The sequence below is a fragment of the Gammaproteobacteria bacterium genome (assembly GCA_034522055.1).
Lineage (GTDB): Bacteria > Pseudomonadota > Gammaproteobacteria > JAABTG01 > JAABTG01 > JAABTG01.
Genome location: JAXHLS010000002.1, coordinates 651,423 through 676,789, shown reverse-complemented (window position 1 = coordinate 676,789; position 25,367 = coordinate 651,423). Strand labels below are relative to the sequence as shown.

The 25,367-nt window shown below is 67.7% G+C and carries 16 protein-coding genes and 7 pseudogenes; 10 read left to right on the top strand and 13 right to left on the bottom strand.

Going from position 1 to position 25,367, the window contains the following annotated elements; genetic code table 11:
* Window positions 1-20: 20 nt before the first annotated feature.
* From U5S82_03255 to U5S82_03230, 6 genes and pseudogenes are all read left to right on the top strand, one after another.
* Window positions 21-1,658: pseudogene (locus U5S82_03255) on the top strand (diguanylate cyclase).
* 60 nt (window positions 1,659-1,718) lie between these two features.
* Window positions 1,719-2,024 (top strand): diacylglycerol kinase, encoded by a 306-nt coding sequence (locus U5S82_03250; protein ID MDZ7750679.1) that lies wholly within the window; start codon window positions 1,719-1,721, stop codon window positions 2,022-2,024.
* 325 nt (window positions 2,025-2,349) lie between these two features.
* A pseudogene (locus U5S82_03245) lies at window positions 2,350-2,895 on the top strand (GMP synthase (glutamine-hydrolyzing)).
* Between the two features lie 280 nt (window positions 2,896-3,175).
* On the top strand, window positions 3,176-3,577 hold the full coding sequence (locus tag U5S82_03240; protein ID MDZ7750678.1) for an MbcA/ParS/Xre antitoxin family protein: 402 nt from the start codon (window positions 3,176-3,178) through the stop codon (window positions 3,575-3,577).
* The gene (locus tag U5S82_03235; protein ID MDZ7750677.1) at window positions 3,574-4,266 is read left to right on the top strand and encodes an RES family NAD+ phosphorylase; all 693 of its coding nucleotides are present in this window, start codon (window positions 3,574-3,576) and stop codon (window positions 4,264-4,266) included. The genes U5S82_03240 and U5S82_03235 overlap by 4 nt, the downstream gene beginning before the upstream one ends.
* 5 nt (window positions 4,267-4,271) lie before the next feature.
* Window positions 4,272-4,865 (top strand): 3'-5' exonuclease, encoded by a 594-nt coding sequence (locus U5S82_03230; GenBank protein MDZ7750676.1) that lies wholly within the window; start codon window positions 4,272-4,274, stop codon window positions 4,863-4,865.
* 81 nt (window positions 4,866-4,946) lie between these two features.
* Here U5S82_03230 and U5S82_03225 read toward each other — a convergent pair.
* The 3 pseudogenes from U5S82_03225 to thrC form a co-directional block, all read right to left on the bottom strand.
* Window positions 4,947-5,054: pseudogene (locus U5S82_03225) on the bottom strand (ATP-binding protein).
* 233 nt (window positions 5,055-5,287) lie between these two features.
* Window positions 5,288-6,825: pseudogene (locus tag U5S82_03220) on the bottom strand (alpha-isopropylmalate synthase regulatory domain-containing protein).
* Between the two features lie 2 nt (window positions 6,826-6,827).
* Window positions 6,828-8,205: pseudogene (gene thrC / locus U5S82_03215) on the bottom strand (threonine synthase).
* A gap of 378 nt (window positions 8,206-8,583) precedes the next feature.
* Here thrC and U5S82_03210 point away from each other — a divergent pair.
* From U5S82_03210 to U5S82_03200, 3 genes are all read left to right on the top strand, one after another.
* Window positions 8,584-9,567, top strand: a complete 984-nt coding sequence (locus tag U5S82_03210; GenBank protein MDZ7750675.1) for a hypothetical protein — start codon at window positions 8,584-8,586, stop codon at window positions 9,565-9,567.
* Window positions 9,564-10,256 (top strand): CBS domain-containing protein, encoded by a 693-nt coding sequence (locus U5S82_03205; GenBank protein ID MDZ7750674.1) that lies wholly within the window; start codon window positions 9,564-9,566, stop codon window positions 10,254-10,256. The genes U5S82_03210 and U5S82_03205 overlap by 4 nt, the downstream gene beginning before the upstream one ends.
* Window positions 10,257-10,811: 555 nt before the next feature.
* Window positions 10,812-11,399: a magnesium transporter gene (locus U5S82_03200; GenBank protein MDZ7750673.1), complete on the top strand. Its 588-nt coding sequence runs from the start codon at window positions 10,812-10,814 to the stop codon at window positions 11,397-11,399.
* 236 nt (window positions 11,400-11,635) lie between these two features.
* Here the strand turns inward: U5S82_03200 and U5S82_03195 are convergent, their stop codons facing one another.
* From U5S82_03195 to U5S82_03160, 8 genes and pseudogenes are all read right to left on the bottom strand, one after another.
* Complete coding sequence (locus tag U5S82_03195) at window positions 11,636-12,484, bottom strand: ribonuclease HII (GenBank protein ID MDZ7750672.1); 849 nt, start codon at window positions 12,482-12,484, stop codon at window positions 11,636-11,638.
* Window positions 12,485-12,730: 246 nt separating this feature from the next.
* Entirely contained in the window at window positions 12,731-13,093 is a 363-nt protein-coding gene (locus U5S82_03190) for a hypothetical protein (protein MDZ7750671.1), read from the bottom strand.
* 553 nt (window positions 13,094-13,646) lie between these two features.
* Window positions 13,647-13,892: a type II toxin-antitoxin system RelE/ParE family toxin gene (locus U5S82_03185; protein ID MDZ7750670.1), complete on the bottom strand. Its 246-nt coding sequence runs from the start codon at window positions 13,890-13,892 to the stop codon at window positions 13,647-13,649.
* A gap of 5 nt (window positions 13,893-13,897) precedes the next feature.
* Window positions 13,898-14,155, bottom strand: coding sequence for a type II toxin-antitoxin system ParD family antitoxin (locus U5S82_03180; GenBank protein ID MDZ7750669.1), 258 nt, complete (start codon window positions 14,153-14,155; stop codon window positions 13,898-13,900).
* A gap of 242 nt (window positions 14,156-14,397) precedes the next feature.
* Window positions 14,398-15,204 carry a ribonuclease HII gene (locus U5S82_03175; GenBank protein MDZ7750668.1) on the bottom strand — a complete coding sequence of 269 codons (807 nt, stop codon included), beginning with the start codon at window positions 15,202-15,204 and terminating at the stop codon, window positions 14,398-14,400.
* A gap of 321 nt (window positions 15,205-15,525) precedes the next feature.
* Entirely contained in the window at window positions 15,526-16,272 is a 747-nt protein-coding gene (locus tag U5S82_03170; GenBank protein MDZ7750667.1) for a hypothetical protein, read from the bottom strand.
* 166 nt (window positions 16,273-16,438) lie between these two features.
* Window positions 16,439-19,850: pseudogene (locus U5S82_03165) on the bottom strand (DEAD/DEAH box helicase).
* Between the two features lie 45 nt (window positions 19,851-19,895).
* Window positions 19,896-22,004 carry a RecQ family ATP-dependent DNA helicase gene (locus U5S82_03160; protein ID MDZ7750666.1) on the bottom strand — a complete coding sequence of 703 codons (2,109 nt, stop codon included), beginning with the start codon at window positions 22,002-22,004 and terminating at the stop codon, window positions 19,896-19,898.
* A gap of 302 nt (window positions 22,005-22,306) precedes the next feature.
* Here U5S82_03160 and U5S82_03155 point away from each other — a divergent pair, with 302 nt between their 5' ends.
* On the top strand, window positions 22,307-23,386 hold the full coding sequence (locus U5S82_03155) for a PQQ-dependent sugar dehydrogenase (GenBank protein ID MDZ7750665.1): 1,080 nt from the start codon (window positions 22,307-22,309) through the stop codon (window positions 23,384-23,386).
* Between the two features lie 210 nt (window positions 23,387-23,596).
* Here the strand turns inward: U5S82_03155 and U5S82_03150 are convergent, their stop codons facing one another.
* Both U5S82_03150 and U5S82_03145 read right to left on the bottom strand, forming a co-directional pair.
* Window positions 23,597-23,863, bottom strand: a complete 267-nt coding sequence (locus U5S82_03150) for a hypothetical protein (protein MDZ7750664.1) — start codon at window positions 23,861-23,863, stop codon at window positions 23,597-23,599.
* A 136-nt stretch (window positions 23,864-23,999) separates the two neighbouring features.
* A pseudogene (locus U5S82_03145) lies at window positions 24,000-25,367 on the bottom strand (SLC13 family permease).

Here is a 25,367-nt window from a genome sequence, read left to right as displayed (position 1 = left end):
CGGATTTACTCAGCCGCTAACAGGGGGTGTTCGGGCTGGATCGCGAGGGCCGCTACACCTTCCTGAACCCGGCCGCCTGCCGGCTGCTGGGGTTCGCCAGCGAGGCCGAGGCCCTGGGGCTGAACTCGCACGAGGCGTCCCATCATACCCGTCTCGATGGGACGCGGTATCCGGAGGAGGAATGTCCGATCTATTGGGTGCTGACTACCGGCGAATCGCTGGCGGCCTGGCATGACCACTTCTGGCGCACCGACGGGACCTCGATGCCGGTGCGGGTGTATGCCGCACCGGTACAGGATCCGGGGGGTGCGGTGGATGGCGTGGTGGTGTCGTTCCAGGACCTGGGCCTGCATGCCGAGCGCGAGCGCCGATTGACCCGAGCGGCCAGTGAGTTGCCGGGCGCGATCTACATGTTCCGCCGGTATCCGGACGGTCGCATGGCCTTTCCGTTATTCACCGAGGGGGTCCAGAGGGTGTTCGGGATGACCCCGGACGAGGCCCGGGATCATCCGGAGGCCGTGTTTGATCGGGTGCACGGCGGTGACTGGGTCCGACTCGAGGCGAGTATCGAGGAGTCGGCGCACGCCCTGAGCCCATGGCAGCTGCGCTTTCGCGTCTGCCACCCGGTGCGCGGGACGCTTTGGGTGGAAGGCCGGTCCACGCCGGAGGCGCGCGACGATGGCACCATCGTCTGGTACGGGGTGCTGGTGGATATCTCGGATCAGGTTCGGGTGGAGGAGTCGCTGCGCGAGAGCGAGACCCGCTTCCGCCAACTGGCGGCCAGCGTGAATGAGGTGTTCTGGCTGCGTGACGACAGCGCGATCCTGTACGTGAATCCCGCCTACGAACGGATCTGGGGGCGCAGCCAGGAGGAGCTGTACCGGGATCCGGCTGCGATGCTCGAGGCCGTTTATCCGGAGGATCGCGAACAGGTCGAGGCACTGTTCCTGGCCGGGGGTTTGAAGCAGCGCGACTCCGACACGACCTTCCGGATCCTCCGACCGGATGGCGAGCTGCGCTGGATCCATGCGCATTGCTACCCGGTGGAGGACTCCGAAGGTCGTGATACTCGGGTAGCCGGCACGGCGGTGGACGTGACCGACCTGAAGCAGACCCAGCTCGAGCTGGAACGCAGCAATGCGGAACTGGAGCGCGAGGCGCTGTACGACCGTCTGACCGGGGTGTCCAACCGGCGCTACTTCGAGGACGTGCTGGAGCGCGAGATGCGTCGCGTGGATCGCCACGGCCGCTCGTTCGTGCTGGTGATGTTCGACCTGGATCACTTCAAGCAGGTCAACGACACCTTTGGTCATAACGTCGGCGACGAGGTGCTGAAGGGGGTTACGGATCGGGTAGCCTCGCGCCTGCGCGACTCCGACGTACTGGGCCGCTGGGGCGGGGAGGAGTTCATGGTGTTGCTGCCGGCTACTGACGCGACCAGTGGGGCCGAGGTGGCGGAGACTCTGCGTGCCCGGGTCGCGGAAACCCCCTTTCCCGAGGCCGGTGCAGTCACCATCAGCCTGGGGGTGGCCGAGTACCGTGGGGACGAGCCGCGCAAGGAGCTGGTCCGGCGTGCGGACGAGGCCCTTTATCGAGCCAAGGGCGCGGGCCGTAACCGGGTCGAGGTAGACCCGGGCACTGGTGGCCGGGCGGAGTGACGGGCTCTCCCCGAGCGGTCGGGGCGAGCATGCGCGAGGCATCCAGCGGGAGACAGGGAAATGGCCGCAAGCGGTAACACGGGCTTTCGACGCATCCTGCGCGCGTGGGTCTACTCCGGGCGCGGGTTGCGGGCTGCCCTGCGCCACGAGGCGGCACTTCGCCAGGAGCTTGTTCTGGTGGCGATCGCCGTGCCATTGGCAATGGGGTTGGGGCAGACCCGGGTGGAGCGCGCGCTGCTGGTGGGCAGTGTGCTGCTGGTCCTGGTGGTGGAGCTGCTCAATTCGGCGGTGGAGGCGGCCATCGACCGCTTCGGCGACGAGCGCCACCCGCTGTCGGCGCGCGCCAAGCCCAATCGATTGATTTAACGGTACCAGCCAAGAGTTTTCACCCACTCGAGCTAATCCGCGGAGACTATCCAGCGAGCTTCATTGAGTCACTGAGCAAGCTCAATGATGCAGATACACCGCTGACTGTTTCCAAGGAAACCATGCCCGACAGCAGTCGTTGGGATGGATCAAGAAGCAAATCGGAATCCGATCGGGCGAGCGTTGAACGCCAGCGGGTGGAGAACCTGCGATGGCGCGAACAATCGGATGCTGAGTACCGACAACGGACCGAACAAGAATCTCGCGAATCTGCTGATCAGGCTCGTTGCCAAGCAGCGATCGCTTACTCTCCGGGGGGGCCGAGTCGGCGGGCGCGGGTGGCAAGGCCCACGTCATCAAGTCCCACCATAACGTGGGCGGCCTGCCGGAACGCATGAAGATGAAACTGGTGGAGCCCCTGCGGGAGTTGTTCAAGGACGAGGTGCGCAAGCTCGGCACCGAGCTCGGCCTGCCCTTCGACATGGTCTATCGCCACCCCTTCACCGGGCCCGGCCTGGGAGTGCGCATCCTCGGCGCCGTGAGGAAGGAATACGCCGATCTGCTGCGCCGCGCCGACCATATCTTCATCGAGGAGCTGCGGGCCCAGGGGCTCTACGACAAGGTGAGCCAGGCCTTCGCCGTGTTCCTGCCGGTGCGCTCCGTGGGGGTCATGGGCGACAGCCGCCGCTACGACTACGTGGTGGCCCTGCGCGCCGTGGAGACCCTGGACTTCATGACCGCCCGCTACGCCCACCTGCCCCACGAGTTCCTCGCCCGGGTGGCCAACCGCATCATCAACGAAGTGGATGGCATCTCCCGCGTGGCCTACGACATCTCCGGCAAGCCCCCGGCCACCATCGAATGGGAGTAGGAAGGCGTCTGGCACTGTCTAGTAACAACAGGCATCAATATCAAAAAACCCGGCGTCAATGCCGGGTTTTTTGCGTTTCAGGGGTGATTCTGGTTTTTGACTTGGCACTGACGGGCAGTTGCAAGCAACGGCAAGCAGTATTTGCGTTCGCGGTCACTATCACCGCCAGCACACTCAAAAAGTATCTCTGTTACAGTTGACTGTAAGAGTACAGTTTGCTAGGCTGTATTTAAGCACCATAACAATACAGTGAAGTAAAGAGATTGAAAAGGAGGTACGCATGATCGCTCAAGCCGAACAACTGCTGCGACGTGGTTCCAGTGTCAACAGTTCACTGCTGCCGGCGATTTTCAATATCTTAAGCCAATGGCGCCTGACCGGTGCCCAGCAGATGACCCTATTGGGGCTCAGCAACGAGAAGACCCTCTATAACTGGAAGAGCCAGCCGGAAAAGGCCAAGCTGACACGGGATCTACTGGAGCGGGCCAGCTATATCCTGGGGATCTATAAGTCCTTGCAAATCCTGTTGCCCGATCAGGCATTGGCCGACAAGTGGCTGGTTACCCCCAATGACAATCCGCTGTTCAACGGCTCAGCGCCGCTGGATCGCTTGCTGGCCGGGCAGGTGACAGACCTGGCCGTCGTTAGGGACTTCCTCGATGCGGAGCGGGGTGGTTGGTGATCGATATCGCGACTTTACCCGTTAGCGAGGTGAATGAATCGGTCTATCGGGTCATTCTGTCGCGCTATCCCCAGATCCACCTGTTCGAGCGCGTTTCAAATCCACAGGATTGGGACGTGCTCTATGCCGTGGAGTCCCTCACCAACCCCAGGCTGCGAGATGAAGTCGGTGACATTCGACTGGTGCCACCGGAAGACCGAGTCTATGGCGATGGTGCGTCCTGGATCATGGCGGCCTTCACCCACCCGCCGGTAGATGGTTGCGGCGGTCGCTTCAACCGGGATTTCGGCATCTATTACTGCGCCGCAGATGAGACGGTCGCCATCGCCGAATCCTCCTTCCATCGGGCACGTTTCCTGAGAGAATCCAGAATCGACAAGACCACCCAGGAGATGCGCGTAATCCGCGCGCAACTGGGGCCTGTCACCCTGCATGATATACGACAGCTTGAAGGGCATCCCATTTACCACCCCGATGACTACGCTGAAGCCCAGCAGTTCGGTTACGCGTTACGAAATGCCAAAAGTTTCGGCGTTCACTACCAAAGCGTGAGAGCAAAAGGAGAGTGCTACGGGGTGATGCGGGCCCGGGCACTCACTGACGCCATTCACTGGCGCTATCTGCGTTACCACTATGACCAGGGATCAATCGTCAATGTTGAATCCCTGGACGGCAGTGGCAGGAGGTGAAGGTCATGTACAACGAGCTGCTTTGGATCTTTACCCAACTGCCGGACGACTACATCGTTCTCGATACCGAAACCACCGGGCTCCCTGACGAAAGCGGCTCGCCGGATATCGTGACGCTTGGCCTCACTGTGGTAAGGAATCGAGAGATTGCAGAATCCGTCGAGTTTAAAACACGACCACGAAAACGCATTTCAGATGAGGCGCAAGCGATACACGGCATTACCAATGATGAGGCGGCAGAGTTCGCTTCCTTTGATTCCCAATGGAGCCAGATTACCGAATACCTGAAGCATCACCTCATCGTGATTCACAATGCCAGTTATGACTGGCCCATCCTGCTGGATCACGGGCGCCGATACGACTTAACGATACCGTCAATTCAAGGTGTGTTTTGCAGTCAGAAAGCAGCCATTCCCTGGGCGCAGGCAGTGAACATTCCGAGCAGTCGCCGAGGCCCATCGCTGGATACCTTGGCGGAGATGTTCGGTGTTGAGAATTTCAGAGCCAAAGAGGGCGGGTTGCACGGGGCGGAGATAGATAGTCAGCAAACTGCTCGAGTGGTGGAAACAATGCGACAATCGGCAAGCGATTCGATATGAAGTATGAGCCTGTTCCGCTTGACCGGTATTATTTCTCTGGTGCCCAAATCCGATGCTGACTCTGACGATCAAGATTTTCGCTCATTTTAGGTGGTTCTCTTCCTGCTTTAGCCGATAGTTCTCTCCGCCCATCATGAAGATGTGTGAGTGGTGGATGATGCGGTCGATGACGGGCACAGCAACGTTGTCGTGCTCGTTGATGATTGAGTGGGAGGACCGGCGCTGGCAGGCATTCCGGTCCTCGATCGGCGTCTGCGGCATCTGAGCTGCCGGGCATCGATGAGCTGGGCGTAGCGCCTGTAACGTGTTTTCAACACTGACATGTGCGACCTGCTGCCGCGAGGGGGAGGCCATCTCCGGTTCATCTTGAGCGCGCATGGTGGGGGCCACGGATTACACGATGACAGCCTGGGCTGCCCTGGTCAGCGACCGGCCGATTCCTTCTGCACCTGCCGGTTGAGCATGGCTACCGTGGCGCGGATGGCGGCGTAGACCTGGTCGACATGGACGCCGCGGGTGCGGAAGGTCCGGCCGTCGGCCTCCCAGGTGATGATGCACTCGGTCAGTGCGTCGGTGTGGCCGCCCCGCGGATGCGCACCTCGTAGTCGCTGAGCTCGGGGAGCCGGACGCCGTGCTCGGGCATCACCTGGCGCACCGCGTGCATGAAGGCGTCGAAGCCGCCGTTGCCCATGCCGGTGGCGAGGTGGACGCGGCCGTCCACCCGCAGGCGGATGCTGGCGGTGGACTCGAGCTCCATGCCGCTGGAGGTGGTCCAGTTGAGCAGCTCCACGTGGTCGTAGTCGCGGGTCTCCAGCACCTCGGCGATGATGAAGGGCAGGTCGTCGGAGGTGACGGTCTTCTTGGAATCCCCCAGCTCCACCACCCGGGCCAGCACCTTCTCGATGTCGTCCTCTTCCAGGGCTGATGTCCAGCTGCTCCAGGTTCTTCCTGAGCGACGCCCGGCCGGCCGAGCTTGCCCAGGGCATAGCTGTGGCGGCGCTCGAACCGTTCCGGCTTGAGACCGGTCTGGTACAGGCCGCCCTTGGAATCGCCGTCGGCGTGGATGCCGGCGGTCTGGGTGAAGACGTCGGCGCCGACAACGGGGGCGTTGTCCGCCACCCGCTTGCCGGAGAAGTTCTCCACCATGCGGCTGATGCGGAACATGTGGCGCTCGTCGATGGCCAGGCGGGCGCCGAGATGGTCCGCGCAGGTTCACCGCCACCTCGGCCAGGGAGGCGTTGCCGGCGCGCTCGCCCAGACAGTTGACGGTGCAGTGGATGGCCGCCGCCCCGGCCTTGGCGGCCATCACGGCGTTGGCGGTGGCCAGGCCATAGTCGTTGTGGGGGTGGAAGTCGAAGGCGAGCCCCGGATGGCGTTCCCCCATATCGCTGACGGCGGCATAAACCTGGATCCGGCGCGCATCACCCCCAGGGTGTCGGGCAGCATGAAGTGGCCGACGCCGAACTCGGCGAGGCGGGCCATCAGCCGGTACACGTAGTCCGGGTCGTCGCGGTAGCCGTTGGACCAGTCCTCCAGATAGAGGTTGACCGCGAGGCCCTGGTCGCGGGCGTGGATGATGGCGTCATGAACGTCCCGGGCATGGGCCTCCGGGGTCTTGCCCAGCTGCCTGACGCAGTGCTCGCGGCTGCCCTTGGCCAGCAGGTTTAGCACCCGGCCGCCGGCCTCGCGGATCCAGTCCACGCTGCGGCCACCGTCCACGAAGCCCAGCACCTCGACACGGTCGGCGAGGTCGTGGAGCTCGGCCCACTCGATGATATTGGCCACCGCCTCCTGCTCGCCGCGGGACACCCGCGCCGAGGCCACCTCCACCCGGTCCACCTTCAGCTGCAGTAGCAGGGCCTGGGCGATGTTGAGCTTCTCGGAGGGCGAGAACGAGAACGCCGCGGGTCTGCTCGCCGTCGCGCAGAGTGGTGTCGAGGATCTGGATGGCGGGTGCCATGGTCAGGCCAGGGTCTCCGCGATGAACTGACGCACGGCCCCGGGCGTGGCGGCGAGTTCGGTGCAGCGGGTCTCGCGCTCCATCAGGCCCTGGAGTGACGACGGCGGCGGGGCCTCGCGGCCGATGGCCTGTTTCACGGCGGCGCCGAATTTGGCGGGATGGGCGGTGGCCAGGCACACCGTGTCCGGGTGCCCGGCCGCGGCCTCCACACCCACGGCGGTATGGGGTCCAGGATATAGCCGGTGGCCTCGTAGGTAGCGCGAATGCGGGCCAGGGTCTGCTCCTCGGTCACCGCCACGGCGGCGAAGTCCTCGCGGGCCCGGGACCTGCTCGGCGGCCGTGAGCTCGATGGCGCCCTTGGCCTTCAGTCCTGCCATGTGCCTGCGCACCGCCGCCGGGTCCTCGCCCAGCAGGTAATAGAGGTAGCGCTCGAAGTTGGAGGCCACCTGGATATCCATGGAGGGGCTGAGGGTGGGATGGACCTCGCCCACGGCATAGACACCCTCGTTGACGAAGCGGGTGAGGATATCGTTGCGGTTGGTGGCCACGACGAGGCGCTCCACCGGCAGCCCCATGCGGCGCGCCACGTCAGCCAGCGAAGACGTCGCCGAAGTTGCCCGTGGGTACGGCGAAGGCCACCGGCCGTGCCGGGTCGCCGCTCACCCGGCCCCAGGCGTAGAAGTAGTCGACCACCTGGGCGAGGATGCGGGCCCAGTTGATGGAGTTGACCGCGCCGAGCTTGAGGCGGCGCTTGAGGTCGAGGTCACAGAACAGGGCCTTGAACGATGTCCTGGGCGTCATCGAAGGAGCCGTGAAGGGCCACGTTGTGAACGTTGGCGTCCAGCACCGTGGTCATCTGGAGTTCCTGGACGGGCGACACCCGGCCCCTGGGGTGGAGGACGAAGATGTGGATGCGCTCCTTGCCGCGCACGCCGTAGATGGCCGCCGATCCGGTATCGCCGGAGGTGGCGCCGATGATGTTGAGGTGGCCGCCGTCACGCTCCAGCAGGTGCTCGAACAGGTTGCCAAGGAACTGCAGGGCCACGTCCTTGAAGGCCGCGGTGGGGCCGTGGAAGAGTCCAGGATCCAGTGGTCGCCCACCCGCACCAGCGGCGTCACCTCCGGGTGGTCGAAGGTGGCGCAGGAGCGCGTCACCAGGTCGGCGAGCTCGTCGCGCCCGACGTCGTCGCCCACGAAGGGCCCCATCACCTCCGCCGCCAGCTCACGGAAGCCGAGCCCGCACCAGCGGCGCAGGGTGTCGGCATCGACGCGGGGGATGGACTCGGGCACCAGCAGCCCGCCGTCGTCGGCGAGCCCCATCATCACGGCGGCGGCGAAGCCCACGGGCTCGACTCCTCCGCGGGTACTGAGATAGCGCATTCAGCGGTTCTCGATGATTTGGAGCGCCAATGATCCCACGGCGGGACGGCAGATAGAAAGGGGTAACGGGTGCAGCGGCAGGCTCAGAACCCCATCACGCGGACGAGGACCGCCGCCCACCGCAGCTCCATTTCCTCCCGGCCAGCCAACCTTGCCCTGGCGATCCACGAAGGTCCGCTGGGACAGCCGGTGGTAGTCGGCCTCCGCCATGGCGAGGGTCCCACCGTCACCTGCAGGGGGGCGGCGGCCACCATCTCCGCGGGACCGGATCCATGGCCATCGAACGGTCATCAGGGGTCAACAGGGTCATCTGCTGCTGCATTGGGCTGAAGAAGGCGTTCACTCCATTTATACCAATCGTGACGCTATAGTTTGCATGTGAACACCGACGCCCACCTCCCACCGATCCGCGGCCTGGGCCACCGATGCCATGACCGGCGCCTACGCCGCGGTCATGCCTTCCTGCCCAGCCTGCTGCTGGCCGTGGTGCTGCTGCTGGCAGGGTGGCTGGGCGCGGGCCTGGCGCGGGTGGCGATCCTGCGTTCGGACGGGGCCTGGACACGCTCCTGGCCACCATCCACCAGGGCTCCCCGGCGCCAAGCCAGCGCTCCCGCTGGTCCATCACCGCCATCGTCGCCAACCTGGCGTTCTGGATGTAATCGCCTTCGGCGTCATCGGCGCCTCGGAGACCCTGGGCTGCTGCTGCTGGCGAGTTGGCTGGAGGAACTGCTCAGCTACCTGCCGCGGTTGCTGATCAGCGCCGCCATCCTGTTCATCGGCTACCTGGTGAGCCGCGGCATGCGCGAACTCATGCTCGACCTGGCCGGGGCCCGCGACCTCCAGCACGGCCAGCTGCTGGCCCAGGTGGTGTCCGGCCTGGTGCTGGCCTTCGCCCTGCTGCTGGCGCTGGACCAGCTGGGCCTGGACGTGGATTCGCTGAAGAACATCATCGTGCTGGCGTTCGCCGCATTCTTCGGCGGCACCGCCCTGGCCTTCGGCATGGGCGGCGCCGATGCCGTCCGCAACATCATGGCCTCCCACTACCTGCGGCGCATGTACCAGCCCGGACTGCTGGTGCGGGTGGGGGGCCAGGAAGGGGAGATCCTGGAGCTCACCGCGGTGGGGGTGTTGCCGGAGACCGAGGAGGGCCAGCAATTCGTGCCGGCCCGCGTGTTGCTGGGAGCAGGGCGCGGTGATCCTGGAGCCGGAGGACGTGGATGGAGCTCGATCCGCTGGTGGAGGCCTATCTGGAGGATCACCCCGGTGCCGCCGCGACGAGCCTGGCACAGCTGGACGCCGCCGCCACCGCCGGGTTCCTGGCGCCATCCCGCGCCTGGCGGCCAACGTGCTGGCCGAACATGATGCCGGCCATTGCCGCCGATACCCTGGCCCGGCTGGAGACGGCGGTCGCTGCCGAGATCCTGTTCCGCATGCCCAACGAGACGGCGGTGCTGGTGATGCGGGCCCTGCCCCGTGCCCTCCACAACGGCCTGTTTCGCGCCATGCCCCGCGCCTCGGCCCTGCGCCTGCGGGTGCAGATGCGCTACCCCGAGGCCCTCATCGGCAGCCTGGTGGACCCCGACGCCGTCAGCCTGCTGCCGGAGCAGCGGGTGGCCGATGCCCTGCGCCTGATGCGCGGCGGGCGCCAGCGGGTGTCTCACCAACTCTACATGGTGACCGGGGAGCGCCGCCTCATTGGCTACGTGGAACTCACCCGCCTCATCGCTGCCCGCGAGCGCACGCCGCTGTCGCGGCTGGTGCAGCCGGCGCCCCTGACATCGAACGCCCGAGCACCGCTGCACACCGCCGAGGATTTGGACATCTGGCTCGAGTTCGATAGCCTGCCCGTGGTGGACCGCCGCGGCACCTTCCAGGGCGTGCTGCGGCGCGAGGCCATCCGCCGGAAGGGGCGCTCGCTGCTGTCGGGCATCTCCTCGGAGCGGGAGTTCGGCCGCACCCGCACCGCCCTGGCCGACATCTTCTGGCTCGCGGTGGGCTCGCTGCTGGCCCCCGCGACCCCGCAACCCCCGGTGGACAGGAGAGATGACTGACATGACCCCGCCCCCCACCATGGACCTGCTGCGCCGAGGACTTCGTCAGCGGCTTCCCCGGCACGCGGCCCAGACCCTGGAACGCATGCCCGACGAGGCGGTGGCCGAGCGTGCTCGGCCGGGCTGGACGACGCCGACGCCATCCCCACCTGGAAGTGGTCCCCGACGTGGCCATGCGCGCCCTGGCCGTCCTGCCCGAGGACCGGGCGGCGGGCCTGCTGGCGGCCATGGAGCCCGAGCAGGCGGTGCCCCTCCTGGCCTTGTGCGACGACGAGGGGCGCGCGGCCTACCTCGACGCCATGGCACCCGAGGCCGCCGGTGAGCTGCGGCTGCTGCTGAGCTATCCGGTGGACAGCGCCGGCGCCATGATGGACCCCAAGGTACTGCTGCTTGCGCTCGATACCACCGTCAACGAGGCCCTGAACCGGGTTCGCCAGCTGCGCCGGCGCGGTATCCGGGTGCTGTTCGTGGTCAATGCCGACAAGGCGCTGGAGGGGGCGGTGGACGTGCAGGACCTGGCCGACTTCGGCCTCCACCACCACCCTCGACGAGATCATGCGCCCGGTGAAGGCCGCGGTGAACGTCATGGCCTCCCGCGAGGAAGTGGTGGAACTGCTGGACCAGCATCGACTCACCGACGTGCCGGTGGTGGACCTGGACGGCCGCCTGGTGGGCGCGGTACGGCCCCAGAACCTGGTGGCGGCGGCCGAGGACGAGGCCAGCGCCGCCATCCAGACCATGGTGGGCGTGAGCCGCGACGAGCGCGCCCTGTCCGGCGTCGGCTTCGCCGTGCGCAAGCGTCTGCCGTGGTTGCACATCAACCTCGCCACGGCCTTCCTGGCGGCCGCCGTGGTGGGGTTGTTCGAGGACACCATAGCCGCCAACACCGCGCTGGCCGTGCTGCTGCCGGTGGTGGCTGGCCAGTCGGGCAACACCGGGGCCCAGGCCCTGGCCGTCACCATGCGCGGGCTGGCGCTACGGGAGATCCGCATGCGCCATTGGCTGCGGGTGGTCACCAAGGAGGCCCTGGCGGGGTTATGGAACGGCCTGGCCATCGCGCTGACCACCGGGGCGGGGTGTGGCTGCGGAGCGGTTCTACCACCCTGGCCGCCGTCATCGCCATCTCCATGGTGCTGTCCATGATGATCGCCGGCATCGCCGGGGCCGGCATCCCCCTGCTCCTGACCCTGGCCAAGCAGGACCCGGCCCAGAGCTCGTCCATCGTGCTGACCACGGTGACCGACGTGGCGGGTCTTCCAGCTTCCTCGCCATCGCCACCGTGCTGCTCATCGCCTGAGGGCGGCGGCCACGGCCCGCTACCGGACGGCTCGGTCGGGCGGCGACCAGGGATACGGGCATGCGTCGCAAAAGCGCCGTCTTCAGCCGAGAGTGCCAGCCAGCAGGCGGAGCAGGGCGTCGCGTTCCGGTGCCACCAGCCGTTCGCCGTGGCAGCGGGCACAGGGGCCGGCGCCGTTCACTGGCTCGGCGTCGTCGCCGTAGCCCACCGCCTGGAAGGTCCAGCGTCCCCTGCAGGTTCTCGACCTGGCCGAGGCGATGGCCGGTGCCGTCGAACACGGCGTGCAGATCGTGGCGCAGCTGCAGCAGTTCCAGGCCGCGGACGTCGGGCCGGTCGGCCAGGGCGCGGTAGCGGAACCCGCGTCAGGGGCGGGCCGTCGGGGCCGAAGAGGGTGGTCAGGGGTGCGAAGCTCTGGCGGTGGTGTGGGCGTCGGGCCCTTGCGCAGCAGCCCCAGGTAGTGGGCATCCGTGCCGTAGCCGACGTTGGTATGCCAGCCATAGCCGGGACAGCGCACCGCGAGTTCCTGCATCAGGCGGTCGCGGGTCACCTTGGCCACCACCGAGGCGGCGGCGATGGACAGGGAACGCCGGTCGCCCTCGACCACCGGCCTCACCGTGCAGGACAGCGGCGGTGCGGCCCGCCCGTCCACCAGGGCGGCGTCCGGGGAGGCCCCCAGGGCCTCGACGGCGCGCCCCATGGCGAGCATGTCGGCGTGGAAGATATTCAGGCGGTTGATTTCCTCCACCGTGGCCATGCCGATGCCCACCTCGCCGATGCGCTGGATGATGGCGGCAAAGCGGGCCCGCTCAGCCGCCGACAGCAGCTTGGAATCGGTCAGGCCGCGCAGCTGCCGCGGCTTGGCGCCGCCCGGCAGCACCACCGCGGCGGCCACCACCGGCCCGGCGAGGCGGGCATAGCCCACCTCGTCCACGCCGCAGACCCGTCCTGGAACTCGCGCTCGAGGGTCAGGGTCGGCCATCTGGGCAGGGGCGGGTGGGCAGGCATGGTGGCGGTAGGTTATGCCCGTTATCCTCGATGCTGTCTGCCCTGGCAGCGCCGGCCGGCCCGGTGCCTTCCGGGTGGCCCACAGCCGGGTCGCCGCGTCGACGGTGCAGGGGACTGGATCGAGTGCGCTCACCTCCGAGACTTTCGGTGATCGACATTTCGGAACAGCGATTCAGGAGGCCTGGAACTGGAGCACCTGCCCCGGTGCCTTGCCGGCATCTAGCATCTGGCGCGCCTGGGGGCGCTGGCGGTCATCCAGATCCGAGAAGACCTTCACCTCGCCGGCGACGTGGGCGGCCACGGGCACGCCGTCGCGCAGCAGGATACGGTTGTTGATTTGGGCGGGACGCGGCGCCCCGGGGCGACGACGCCCACCAGGTTGAGGGGCTCGATGGCGGACAGGGCCACGAGGTCGCCCCGCTTCTTGCGTTTGCGGACCGCGCGCAGGCGGGCCACCCGCCCCCGCCAGGGCGAACTGCTCGCCGCCGAAGGACTGCACGAAGCGCCCGCCGCGCAGTTCGCCGCGGGCCTCCATGCGACGGTAGACATGGAGCAGCTCGCGCCACGGGGGCAGGTTGGCCTCGGCGCTCCAGCACTTTGCGGAATACCACGCCGTAGCGCCGCAGCAGTGTGGGCGATGTGCTCCACCTATTACAGTGACACCTTACCAATTGTACTACCGCCGTCCTGTCGTAGCTTGGCGCCATGCCCCGCGCCCTGCCCCGCATCAGTGTCCCCGGCGTCCCGCATCATTACGCAGCGGGGCAAGCGCGGCCGAAAGCCGATGAACCGTGACGCGGCGCGGCAGGAAATTGGTGTAATGGGTAAAGTGCCACCGTAATTTCGAAATTGGTGTAATGGGTAAAGTGCCACCGTAATTCACCGTAATTTCGAAATTGGTGTAATGGGCAAAGTGTCACCGTAATTTCGGCAAGCCCCCGGCCACCATCGAGTGGGAGTGACCGGCATTGGCGGGCAATGCCTGGCACCGACTGGCATCAGCTATTTTTCCGGCAGTTAAATGATTTGCGTATGGCTATTTCAGGTGACGTTGTGGATCCTGGCGGCCATGCAGTACACGGATGATTTCAACCCTGTTGGCGGTCACACGGTAAAACAGGGTGTGGCTTTGATGGGAGGCTTCTGGCGTCAGGCAGGAGTTCGGGGCGTTCGGTACCCATAAGTGGCTGCTGGGTCAGTAACCAGAACTGATCCTTTACCTTGGCCAGATAGCTTTCGGATTGGGCCTGCCCCCACTGGCGCAGGCCGTATTGATAAATCTCTTTGAGGTCATTCTGGGCGGCAGGCGCAATGACGAGCTGATGAGATGTCATGAAGGTCAGCGCTTGATATCGTCGAAAAAGGCCTCAAGCGCCACTTTCGATTCGATTGCGATACCTTTGTCATGATCCAGTTGCTCTGTACCGGCTTTCAGCTGCTCACGCAGGCGAGCCAGTTTGATCTCGTGAATCCAGTCTTCGTGGGTCTCCATGAACCGTAGTGCTTCACGGATGACTTCGCTGGCATTGTTGTACATGCCAGTTTCCACTTTGGCTTTAACGCGAGATTCCAGTTCGGGAGTGAGTGATACATGCATAATGACCTCCAAGGATAGACATTCCCGCAAAGAATCTTAGGTGGGCATACAAAGATTATCAATCATTGTATTTGTGGTGCATTGACATTACTCGCGGGAGCAGGAGGGATACACGTGGACGCCTGAGCCCGGAAGGTGGCCCAGGCCGCCGCGCCGCTGCGTTTAATCGGCACATTCCGAGTACTTGGAAGCATTTTCTAATCGTCGCTCTGAGCCCGGGCCTGGGCGCGGTCAAACCGCCCTCAGCCGAGCATGCTCGTCATCAGGCTGATGAGGGCGCGACGTTCCGGTGCGTCCAGCCGTTCGCCGTGGCAGCAGGCACAGGGGCCGGCGCCGTTCACCGGCTCGGCATCGTTGCCGTAGCCCACCGCCTGGAAGGTCCAGCGTCCCCGCAGGTTCTTGACCTGGCCGAGGTGATGGCCCGCGCCGTCGAACACGGCGTGCAGATCGTGGCGCAACTGCAGCAGCTCCAGGCCGCGGACGTCGGGCCGGCCGGCCAGGGCGCGGTAGCGGAACCGCGCCAGGGGCGGGCCGTCGGGGCCGAAGAGGGTGGTCAGGGGCGCGAAGCTCTGGCGGTGGTGGGGCGTCGGGCCCTTGCGCAGCAGTCCCAGGTAGTGGGCGTCCGTGCCGTAGCCGACGTTGGTATGCCAGCCGTAGCCGGGACAGCGCACCGCGAGTTCCTGCATCAGGCGGTCGCGGGTCACCTTGGCCACCACCGAGGCGGCGGCGATGGACAGGGAACGGCGGTCGCCCTTGACCACCGGCCTCACCGTGCAGGACAGCGGCGGTGCGGCCCGCCCGTCCACCAGGGCGGCGTCCGGGGAGGCCCCCAGGGCCTCGACGGCGCGCCCCATGGCGAGCATGTCGGCGTGAAAGATATTCAGCCGGTCTATCTCCTCCACCGTGGCCATGCCGATGCCCACCTCGCCGATGCGCTGGATGATGGCGGCAAAGCGGGCCCGCTCAGCCGCCGACAGCAGCTTGGAATCGGTCAGGCCGCGCAGCTGCCGCGGCTTGGCGCCGCCCGGCAGCACCACCGCGGCGGCCACCAGCGGCCCGGCGAGGGGGCATAGCCCACCTCGTCCACTCCGCAGACCCGTCCCTGGAACTCGCGCTCGAGGGTCAGGGTCGGCCATCTGGGCAGGGGCGGGTGGGCAGGCATGGTGGCGGTAGGTTAGCCCGTTATCCTCGATGCTGTCTGCCCTGGCAGCGCCGGCCGGCCCGGTGCCTTCCGGGTGGCCCACAGCCGGGTCGCCGCGTCGACGGTGCAGGGGACTGGATCGAGTGCGCTCACCTCCGAGACCTTCGGTGATCGACATTTCGGAACAGCGATTCAGGAGGCCTGGAACTGGAGCACCTGCCCCGGTGCTTTACGGATCAGCATCTGGCGCGCCTGGGCGCGCTGGCGGTCGTCTAGATCCGAGAAGACCTCCACCTCGCCGGCGACGAGGGCGGCCACGGGCACGCCGTCGCGCAGCAGGATACGGTTGTTGATCTGGGCGGGACGCGGCGCCCCGGGCGATGATGCCCACCAGGTTGAGGGGCTCGATGGCGGACAGGGCCACGAGGTCGCCCCGCTTCTTGCGTTTGCGGACCGCGCGCAGGCGGGTCACCGCCCCCGCCAGGGCGAACTGCTCGCCGCTGAAGGACTGCACGAAGCGCCCGCCGCGCAGCTCGCCGCGGGCCTCCATGCGCCGATAGACAGGGAGCAGTTCGCGCCACGGGGGCAGGTTGGCCTCCCGCTCCAGCACCTTGCGGAACACCACGCCGTAGCGCCGCAGCAGGGTGTGGGCGATGTGCTCCACCGCCTCGTCGTCGGCGGGTCGGGCGGGGGCGTCGTACTCCAGCGCCGCGGCCGCGGGGCGCAGCAGAGACCAGCGCCCGCCGTCGTCAACCGCCGCCCCGGTGGCGCGGTGGCGACGCCGGCCGCGGCCGAAGCCGGGGCGGCGGTTGTGGGGCGTGATCAGTGCCCGCAAGCCGGCGAAGCCGTCGGAAGTCACCAGGCCGCGGGCCACCAGCTCCGCCAGGGCTTCCTCCGCCTGGGTGCGCAACAGCCCGGTTTCCTGCACCAGGTCGATGAAGAAGGAGGCGCCGTGGCCCTCGAGGGCCTCCTTCACGCGCCGGGCCGGATGGGACAGGTGCGGCGGCTCCGCCGGGCGCCCGACTGTGGCCGGCGCCAGTGGCGGGCGTGCCGGCGGCTCACCAGGGCGATGGGGGTGATGCGCACCGGCGCCGCCTTGCGGCCTTCGACGCCGTCCCCCGCGGCCGGGGATCGGGACGCAGCCAGGTGATGCGCCCCGACAGGCACAGGGCGTCCAGCATGTCGGCGCTGTAGCGCGCAAGCCGCGCCGGCAGAATCTCCTGCTCCCAGCCCACGGCGGGTAGGGCGCAGCCCTCCAGCTGCTCCAGCACGCCGGCCAGGGCCTCCTGGCCCTCGCCGCGATCCTCCAGTCCCTGCCAGTCGAGCAGGAAGCGCATGTAATCGGCGGGCGCCACCGCCTCGATCTCGCTGCGCAGGCGCTTCAGGGTGTAGCGATGGATGCGCGCCAGCAGGCGCCGGTCACACCACTCGGTGGCCGCCGGGGTGGGGGTGAAACGGCCCTGGATGGCCATGCCTTCCTGTTCCAGTTCGAGCAGGGCGCGGGCCACCGGCTCGGCGGCCAGCCCCAGGGGCTGCGCCAGGGTGTCCACCGTCACCGGCCCCAGGCCTTCCAGGCGGCTGCGGATGAGTTCGCGCAAGGCCTCCTCCGCGGACGGGGACCCCTCGCCGCCGACCAGGCAGGGGGCTATGGGCGGCTCCAGTGCCGCCGTGGAAGAGGGCCAGCACTTCCCCCAGGCGCTCCGCGGCGACCCACATCCGCCGCCCGCCGTCCAAGGTCAGCCGGGTGGCGCGCCCTCGGCGCTCAGGGCATCCAGCAGCGCCGGCCAGCCGGATTCAGGCGCCCCCGCCGCGCCCGCCGGCGGGCCGTGGCGCGCCTCGTCCTCGCTCATGAAGCCCAGCAGGACGAGGCCGTCGTGGAGCTCGTCGGCGCCGTGGCCATCGGGCCAGGCCTCCTCGCGCACCCGCTGGATGGCGGCCGGGTCCAGGCGGCCGATGTCCGCCGCCGACCCGAGGTCGAGGTAGCGGCGCTGCTGGATGGCCAGGGTGCGGCGTTCCTCCGCCGGAGCGTCGTCGAGGAAGGCGTAGGGGCGGGCGTCGATCACCTCCATGGCCAGGGGCGAGGGGTGGTGAGGTCACGGCTGACGAGCCGGATCTCGCTCCGCTCCAGGCGTTCCAGCACGGCCCTCAGGCCATCGATGTCCATGGCCTCGTGCAGGCAGTCGTGGAGGGTCTGGTCCACCAGGGGGTGGTCGGGTATCTCGCGGTCGCCGGCGATGTTCTCCACGCAGGCCAGCTGGTCGGGGAATATCACGGCCAGCAGGTCCTCGGCATCGGAGCGCTGGAACTGGGCCGGCACCCGCCTGCCGTTGCGGTTGCGGGCCACCGCCAGGGCGATGTTGGCGTTCCAGCGCCAGCGGGTGGCGAACAGGGCGCGGCCAGCAGCGCCTGGACCAGGACGTCCTTCACCGTCGCCGCCTTGAGGTAGGCCGCCACCTCCTCCAGGGGGAAGCTGTGGGTCGGGCCCAGGGACAGGATGATGCTGTCCTCGGTGGCGGCGGCCTGGAGCTCGAAGTTGAACTTGCGGCAGAAGCGCTTGCGCAGGGCCAGGCCCCAGGCGCGGTTGATGCGTGAGCCGAAGGGTGAGTGGATGACGAAGTGCATGTCGCCCACGCCGTCGAAGAAGCGCTCGAAGATGAGGGTGTCGAAGGTGGGCAGGGCCCCCAGGGCCGCCTTGGCCGCCCCCAGGTAGTCGGTGAGCTGGCGCGCCGCGCCGGCCGCCAGCCCCAGATCATCCGCCAGCCACGCCGCGGTGGCCTCCGGACCCTGCTCCAGCTGGGCGGCGGCCTCCTGGCGCAGCCGGGACACGGCGAGGGACAGCTCGTCCGTGCGTCCCGGTGCCTCGCCGAACCAGAAGGGGATGTTGGGCGGCTGGCCGTGGGCGTCCTCGACGTGGACCTTGCCCTGCTCCACCTTGAGGATGCGGTAGGAGGTGTTGCCCAGCTGGAAGATGTCCCCCGGCAGGCTTTCGAAGGCGAAGTCCTCGTTGAGGCTGCCGATGGAATGGCCTTCCGGCGACAGCACCACGTCGTAGTCGAAGAGGTCGGGGATGGCGCCGCCGTTGGTGATGGCGGTGAGACGGGCGGCGGGGCGGGGGCGCAGCCAGCCGTTGATGGCGTCGCGGTAGAGATAGGCGCCGCGCCGGCCGCGGCGGGTGGAGAAGCCCTCGCCCAGCATGCGCGCCACCGCCGTGAAGGCCTCGCGGTCGAGGTCGCGGTAGGGCCAGGCGCGGCGGAAGCAGTCGTAGAGGGCCGTCTCCCGCCAGTCGCGCCCGGCCACCTCCGCCACCATCTGCTGGGCCAGCACGTCCAGCGGCCCCTCGGGCATGGGGATGCGGTCCAGCTCGTCGCGGCGCACCGCGTCCAGCAGCGCCGTGCACTCCAGCAGGTCGTCCCGGGACAGGGGAAACAGGCGTCCCTTGGGCAGCCCGGCCACGCCGTGGCCGGAACGCCCGACCCGTTGCAGCAGGGTGGCAATGGAGCGCGGCGAGCCGAGCTGGCACACCAGATCCACGTCGCCGATGTCGATGCCGAGTTCCAGCGACGCCGTGGCTACCAAGGCCCGCAGCCGGCCGCCCTTCAGGCGCTGCTCGGCGTCGAGGCGGTGCTCCCGCGCCAGGCTGCCGTGGTGGGCGGTGACGCTGTCCTCCCCCAGGCGCTCCGCCAGGAAGCGCGCCGCCCGTTCCGCCAGGCGCCGGGTGTTCACGAAGATCAGGGTGGTGTGGTGTGCCTCCACCAGTTCGGCCAGACGGTCGTAGATCTCCTGCCACACCTCGGCCGCCATCACCGCTTCCAGGGGCGAGTCCGGCACCACCAGGGCCAGGTCGCGCCGCCGTACGTGGCCGGTGTCGATGATGGTGCAGGGCTGGCCGGGGCCGGTGAGGTAGCGGGCCATCAGCTCGACGGGCTTCTGGGTGGCCGACAGGCCGATGCGGTTGGGGCGCCGGCCCTGGTGGTCCTCGCACAGGGCGGCCAGGCGCTCCAGGGACAGGGTCAGGTGGGCACCGCGCTTGCTGTCCGCCAGGGCGTGGATCTCGTCCACGATCACCGTGCCGACGGTCTGCAGCATCTCCCGCCCCGAGGCCGAGGTGAGGAGGATGAACAGGGACTCCGGCGTGGTCACCAGGATATGAGGGGGCCGGCGGCGCATGCGCGCCCGTTCGCCCTGGGGCGTATCGCCGCTGCGCACCCAGGCGCGGATCTCCACGTCCCTCAGGGTCTGTTGGAACAGGGTCTCGCGGATTCCGGCGAGGGGCTGCTCCAGGTTTTTCCGGATATCGTTGGAGAGCGCCTTCAGGGGCGAGATGTAGAGCACCCGGGTCTCGTCGGCGAGCCCCCGCTCCACGCCCTCGCGCACCAGGGCGTCGATGGCCGCGAGGAAGGCGGCGAGGGTCTTGCCCGAACCGGTGGGCGCGGCGATGAGGGTGTTGTCGCGCCGCGCGATGGCGGGCCAGGCCTGGCGCTGCGCCGGCGTGGGGGTGCCGAAGGTAACGGTGAGCCAGGCGGCGACGGCGGGATGAAAGACGAACGGTTCCATCGGGCATGGGACCCCCGGGCCAGGGGGGCGTTCTCCGGTCAAAACTCACACCAAGTCATCTATATCGACATCCAGAACGCTGGCAAGAGCCTTGTAGGCATCGATCCGTCCCGCCCGTTTGCCGGTCTCAATCTGTGCGATATAGGCCTGGGACAGGCCGGCCGCATCAGCCAGAGTGGCCTGGGAATTGTTCTCGATGATCTGTGCGCGCACTTTCGGCGTGATAGTCGAGGGGTTGTCCACCCGTTGTTCCACCCACTCCTGCACCTGCGCGAACGGCACCCCAGCCAGCGCACCGAATAGTCTGTGGCCACCCAGCCTGGCGCGGCTCAGCCGGGGCGAGGTGACGCCGCAAAGCAACCGTGCCACGGCTCGGGGATTATTCAGCACCGCCCGCTTCTCAGCCACCAGCGTTGCCAGCTCGGTGGCCAGCTGCGGCGGGATCGTCCCGTTACCCCGTGGGGGTAACTCGCCGGTCTCTCCGCGGCAGCCACTGCAGTGGCCGCAGGGGATATCCAGCGCCTCGCCGAAGTGGGCAGCGAGCATGGCGCTGCGACAGCCGGGATGCTCCACCAGCGCACAGACCTGACGCAAGCGTTCCAGTTCTGCGGCTTCGCGCCGAGCCATCCGCCCGTGCAGGTCGGTGGCCAGGGCATCGAGGGACTCGGGGTGGCGGCAACGGCGGTAACGATGGCGCACCCCGGCGGCCTGCACCTCGAGCATGCCCTGCTCGCCCAGCCAGTCGAGGGCGCGCACCACCCGCTCGCGCGGTGTACCCAGGGCTGCGGCGGCCGCCTCGGCATCGAGACTGAGCCAGATGCGTCCCTTGCTCGCCTGTTTAAACAGCGCGGTGAGGAAGGCACGCCGCTCGCCCTCGAAACGCTGTAAGATTTCCGCCGAACCGATCAGCGGCTTGAACTTGTACTGGCTGTAGAACGGCGTGCCGCCTTCGAGGTACCCCTCCAGTTCCAGGTAGGTGAGCAGAGTGCGCAGCACCAGGGGGCGGATGTCGTGCTCGGAAGAGAGTTCGTAGAGGGCTACATCGAAGCGCTCCTCGCGGCCGAAAAGGTCGTGCACCAGCCGCTGCAGCGCCGCGGTGTCGGGCGTATCGCCGTAGATGAAGTTCTCCAGCACGTTGAGGTCGTCGGGGCAGAACAGCAGTTCGCAGATCGCGGTCTCGCCATCGCGCCCGGCCCGGCCGATCTCCTGGGCGTAGTTCTCCAGGCTCTTGGGCGGATTGTAGTGGTAGACGTAGCGGATATCCGCCTTGTCCACCCCCATGCCGAAGGCGATGGTGGCCACCACCACGGCCTGGTCCGAGGCCATGAACCACTCCTGGGTGGCGGCGCGCTCCTCATCCTTCATCCCGGCGTGATAGGCGCGGGCTGGCAGGCCTGCAGCGACCAGTCTTGCCGCCAGCACCTGCGCCGTCTTCTGCAGGGTGACGTAGACGATAGTGGGCCCGGACGGGCGGCCGCCCAGCCGCTCCAGCAGCACCTCGTCGCGCACATCATCCGTTACGACGGTGCTCAGCAGCGCCAGGTTGGGGCGGTAAAAGCCGGTGCGCACCGCATGCTCGGGAGCGATGGCGAAGACGCGGCAGATATCCTCCAGCACCGGCGGCGTGGCGGTGGCGGTCAGCGCCAGCACCCGCTCGGCGCGGATGTCGCGGGCAAAACCGGCCAGCTTGAGGTAATCGGGGCGGAAGTTATGGCCCCACTCGGAGATGCAGTGCGCCTCATCCACCGCGAACAGCGATATCGCTACCCGGCCTATCGCCTGGCGAAAACGCTCGTTGTTGAAGCGTTCCGGGGCGACGTAGAGCAGCCGCAGGCTGCCGTCGCGCAACCGCGCCATGACCGCGCGGTGTTCATCGGCGCTGAGGGTGGAATCGAGGCGCGCCGCCGCGATGCCGCGGGCCCTCAAGGCATCGATCTGATCCTTCATCAGCGCGATCAGCGGCGAGACCACCAGGGTGACGCCGGGCAGCAGCAACGCAGGGAGCTGATAGCAGATGGATTTGCCGCCGCCGGTGGGAAAGACCGCCGCCACCGAGTTGCCGGCGAGCAGATGGTTGATCACCGCCTCCTGACCTGGACGAAAGGCGTCATAGCCGAAATGCGCCTTGAGCGCATCAAGAGTCCCTTCCTGCATGCTCGTTCTCCTCCGGTTTCTGGCCCGTCCAGTCTACCAACAGAAGGGTCGAACAGGCCACTTTGGCACCGTATCAAAGCCTTTTCGCGAACTCCGCCAGTGTGAGGATCGGACACCGGTGTTGCAGGGCGCCGGCGAGGATCTGGAACGGGACCGGTCGTCCGGTTGTCCTAGGCTTATTCACGTCGACCATAACAAGGAGGCTTCACCGTGATTCCAAAGGCTTCGAGTACACCTTACCGTCCCGCCCCGGGCCTGTCGTCGGGCCGATCGCGGGTGTTCTCGCCCTGCTTGCCGCGGGCATGGCCGGGGCCGAGCAGATTGAGGTGAGTCAGGAGGCCACTCTCAAGGTGGAACGCATCGCCGGCGGGCTGTCCCACCCCTGGGGCCTCGCCTTTCTGCCCGACGAGCGGTTCCTGGTGACGGAGCGGGGTGGGCGCCTCTACGTGCTGGATGCCGATGGCGGTAACCGGCGGCCGGTAGCGGGCCTGCCCGACATCAAGCCCCACGGCCAGGGCGGGCTGCTGGATGTGGCCCTGCACCCCGAGTTCGAGGAGAACCGCTGGGTCTATCTGTCCTACGCCGGGCCCGGTGACGGCGGCGTCGGCACCGAGGTGGCCAGAGGCCGCTGGAACGGCCGCGACCTCGAGGATACCGAGGTGATCTTTCGCCTCGAGCCCAAGTCGGGGGCGCGCCAGCACTTCGGCTCGCGGCTGGTGTTCGACCGTGCCGGGCGGCTCTACGTGACCCTGGGGGACCGGGGCGAGCGGCCGCGGGCCCAGGATCTGGGCGACCACGCCGGCTCGGTGATCCGCATCGATGACGACGGCAGCGTGCCGGGCGACAACCCCTTCGTGGACCGCGCGGATGCCCGGCCGGAGATCTTCAGCTACGGCAACCGCAACGTGCAGGGGGCCGCCCTCCATCCCGAGACCGGCGAATTGTGGACCCACGAGCACGGACCGCAGGGCGGCGACGAAGTGAATATCATCCGCGCCGGGGTGAACTACGGCTGGCCGGTGATCACCTACGGTGTGAACTATGGCATTGGCACCGCCATCGGCGAGGGCACCGACAAGGAGGGCATGGCCCAGCCCCTGTACCACCGGGACCCCTCCATCGCCCCCTCGGGCATGGCCTTCTACACCGCCGACCGCATCCCCGGCTGGCAGGGCGACCTCCTCGTCGGTTCCCTCAAGTTCGCCACCCTGGTGCGCCTGGAACTGGACGGCGAGGAAGTGGTGCACGAGGAGCGCCTGCTCCAGGGCGACCTGGGCCGCATCCGCGACGTGCGCCAGGGCCCCGACGGCCTGGTCGATCTGCTGACGGACGAGGATGACGGGGGGCTGTATCGCTTGGGGCCGGCGTTGGAGAGGCGGTGAGGAGGACGCTTAGTGAATAGTGAATGGTGAATGGTGAACGGTTTAGAAGCTCGATCGCGACCGACAGAAGGCGCCAGCCCTCACCGTAAGCCGAAGACATTCACGTTATTCGACACCACGGCTGCCGTTTTTTCTATTCACTATTCACCATTCACTATTCACTCGCTCTTCCCCTATTCACCCACCCGCCATTTGCGGCAGGCTCTCCCCTCAGAACGCCCACACCCATGGAATCAACACTACCGCCACCAGCCCCAACAGGATGTTCATGGGCAGGCCGATGCGCAGGTAGTCGGAGAAGCGATAACCGCCCGGGCCGTAGACGATGAGGTTGGTCTGGTAGCCGATGGGGGTGGCGAAGCTGGCGGAGGCGGCCATCATGATGGCCGCCACGAAGGGCATCAGGCTCACCCCCAGGGAGGCGGCGGCGGTATCGGCGATGGGGAAGATCAACACGGCGGCGGCGTTGTTGGTCACCAGGGAGGTGAACACGCTGGTGAGGGCGTAGATGGCCACCAGGGCCAGCCACGGATTCGTCGCCGGCGGTGGCCAGCCACCAGTGGGCGACGGTGGCCGCGGCACCGGTCACGATGAGTGCCTGACCGATGCCCAGCGAGGCGCCGATCACCGTGAGCACGGACCAGTCGATGCTGGCCCGGGCCGAGGCCGGGGTGGTGCAGTGGCTGAGGATCATGAGGGCCGCCGCCCCCAGGGCCGCCTCGAACATGGTGGCCAGGCCGGTGGCCGCCGCACCCACCATCAGCCCGAGCACCACCAGGGCCATCCAGGCCCGGTCGTGGCGCGGCACGGCATGGCCGGAGAGCTCGTGGATGAGCAGGAAGTCCCGGGAGTGGCGCTGGCGCTCGGCGAAGGAAGGCCGGGCCTCCAGCAGCAGGGTGTCGCCGGCCCGCAAAGTGATGTCGCCCACCTTGCCCCTCAGCCGCTCGCCGTTCCTCGCTACCGCGATCACCACTGCCTCGTAGCGGGAACGGAAGCCGCCGTCGCGGATGGTGGTGCCGCGCACCGGGCAGTGGTCCGCCACCACCACCTCGTAGAGGCGGCGCTCGGGCCGCGGGGTGTCCAGCTTGAAGAGCTGGTCCGGGGCCGGCATCAGGCCGCGGATGCGCAGCAACTCCGCCATGGAATCCACCACCCCCACGAACAACAGGCGGTCCCCGGCCCGCAGGCGCTCGCTGGGGGCTACCGCCGGCAGCAGGGTGTCGCCGCGCTCGATCTCCGCCAGGAAGGCGCCGGGCAGCTGGCGCAGGCCGGCCTCCTCGATGCTGCGCCCCACCAGGGGGCTGCCGCCGGCCACCAGCATCTCCACGGCGTATTCCCGAGCGTCCCCGGGGATGCGCAGGGGCGGGCGGCGCTCCGGCAGCAGCCAGCGCCCGGGTCCGAGGATGAACAACAGGCCGATGATGGCCACCGGCAGTCCCACGGCGCCGATCTCGAAGAAGCCCATGGGGCCGAGGTCGGAATGCTCCAGCAGCATGCCGTGGACGATGAGGTTGGTGCTGGTGCCGATGAGGGTGAGGGTGCCGCCGAGGATGGCGGCGTAGGACAGGGGGATCATGAGACGCGACACCGACAGGCCCGTGCGCCGCGCCCAGTCCTCCACCACCGGCACCAGCATGGCCACCACCGGGGTGTTGTTGAGGAAGCCGCTCATGGCGGCCACCGGCAGCATGAGCCGGGTCTGGGCGGCAGCCACGGTGCGCGGCCGTCCCAGCAGGCGGCTGCCGAGGGCGTGGATGCCGCCGGTGTCCACCAGGCCGGCCACCACCACATAGAGCACGGCCACCGTGGCCAGCCCCGGGTTGGCCACTCCCGCCAGGGCCTCGGCGGGGGTGATGACCCGGGCCAGGATGAGCAGGGTGAGGCCGCCCACCAGGATGAGGTCCGCCGCCACCCGGGTGGCGATGAGCAGGGTGGCGGTGAACACCACGGTGCCGAGGGTGAACCAAGCGGCGAAGTCCAT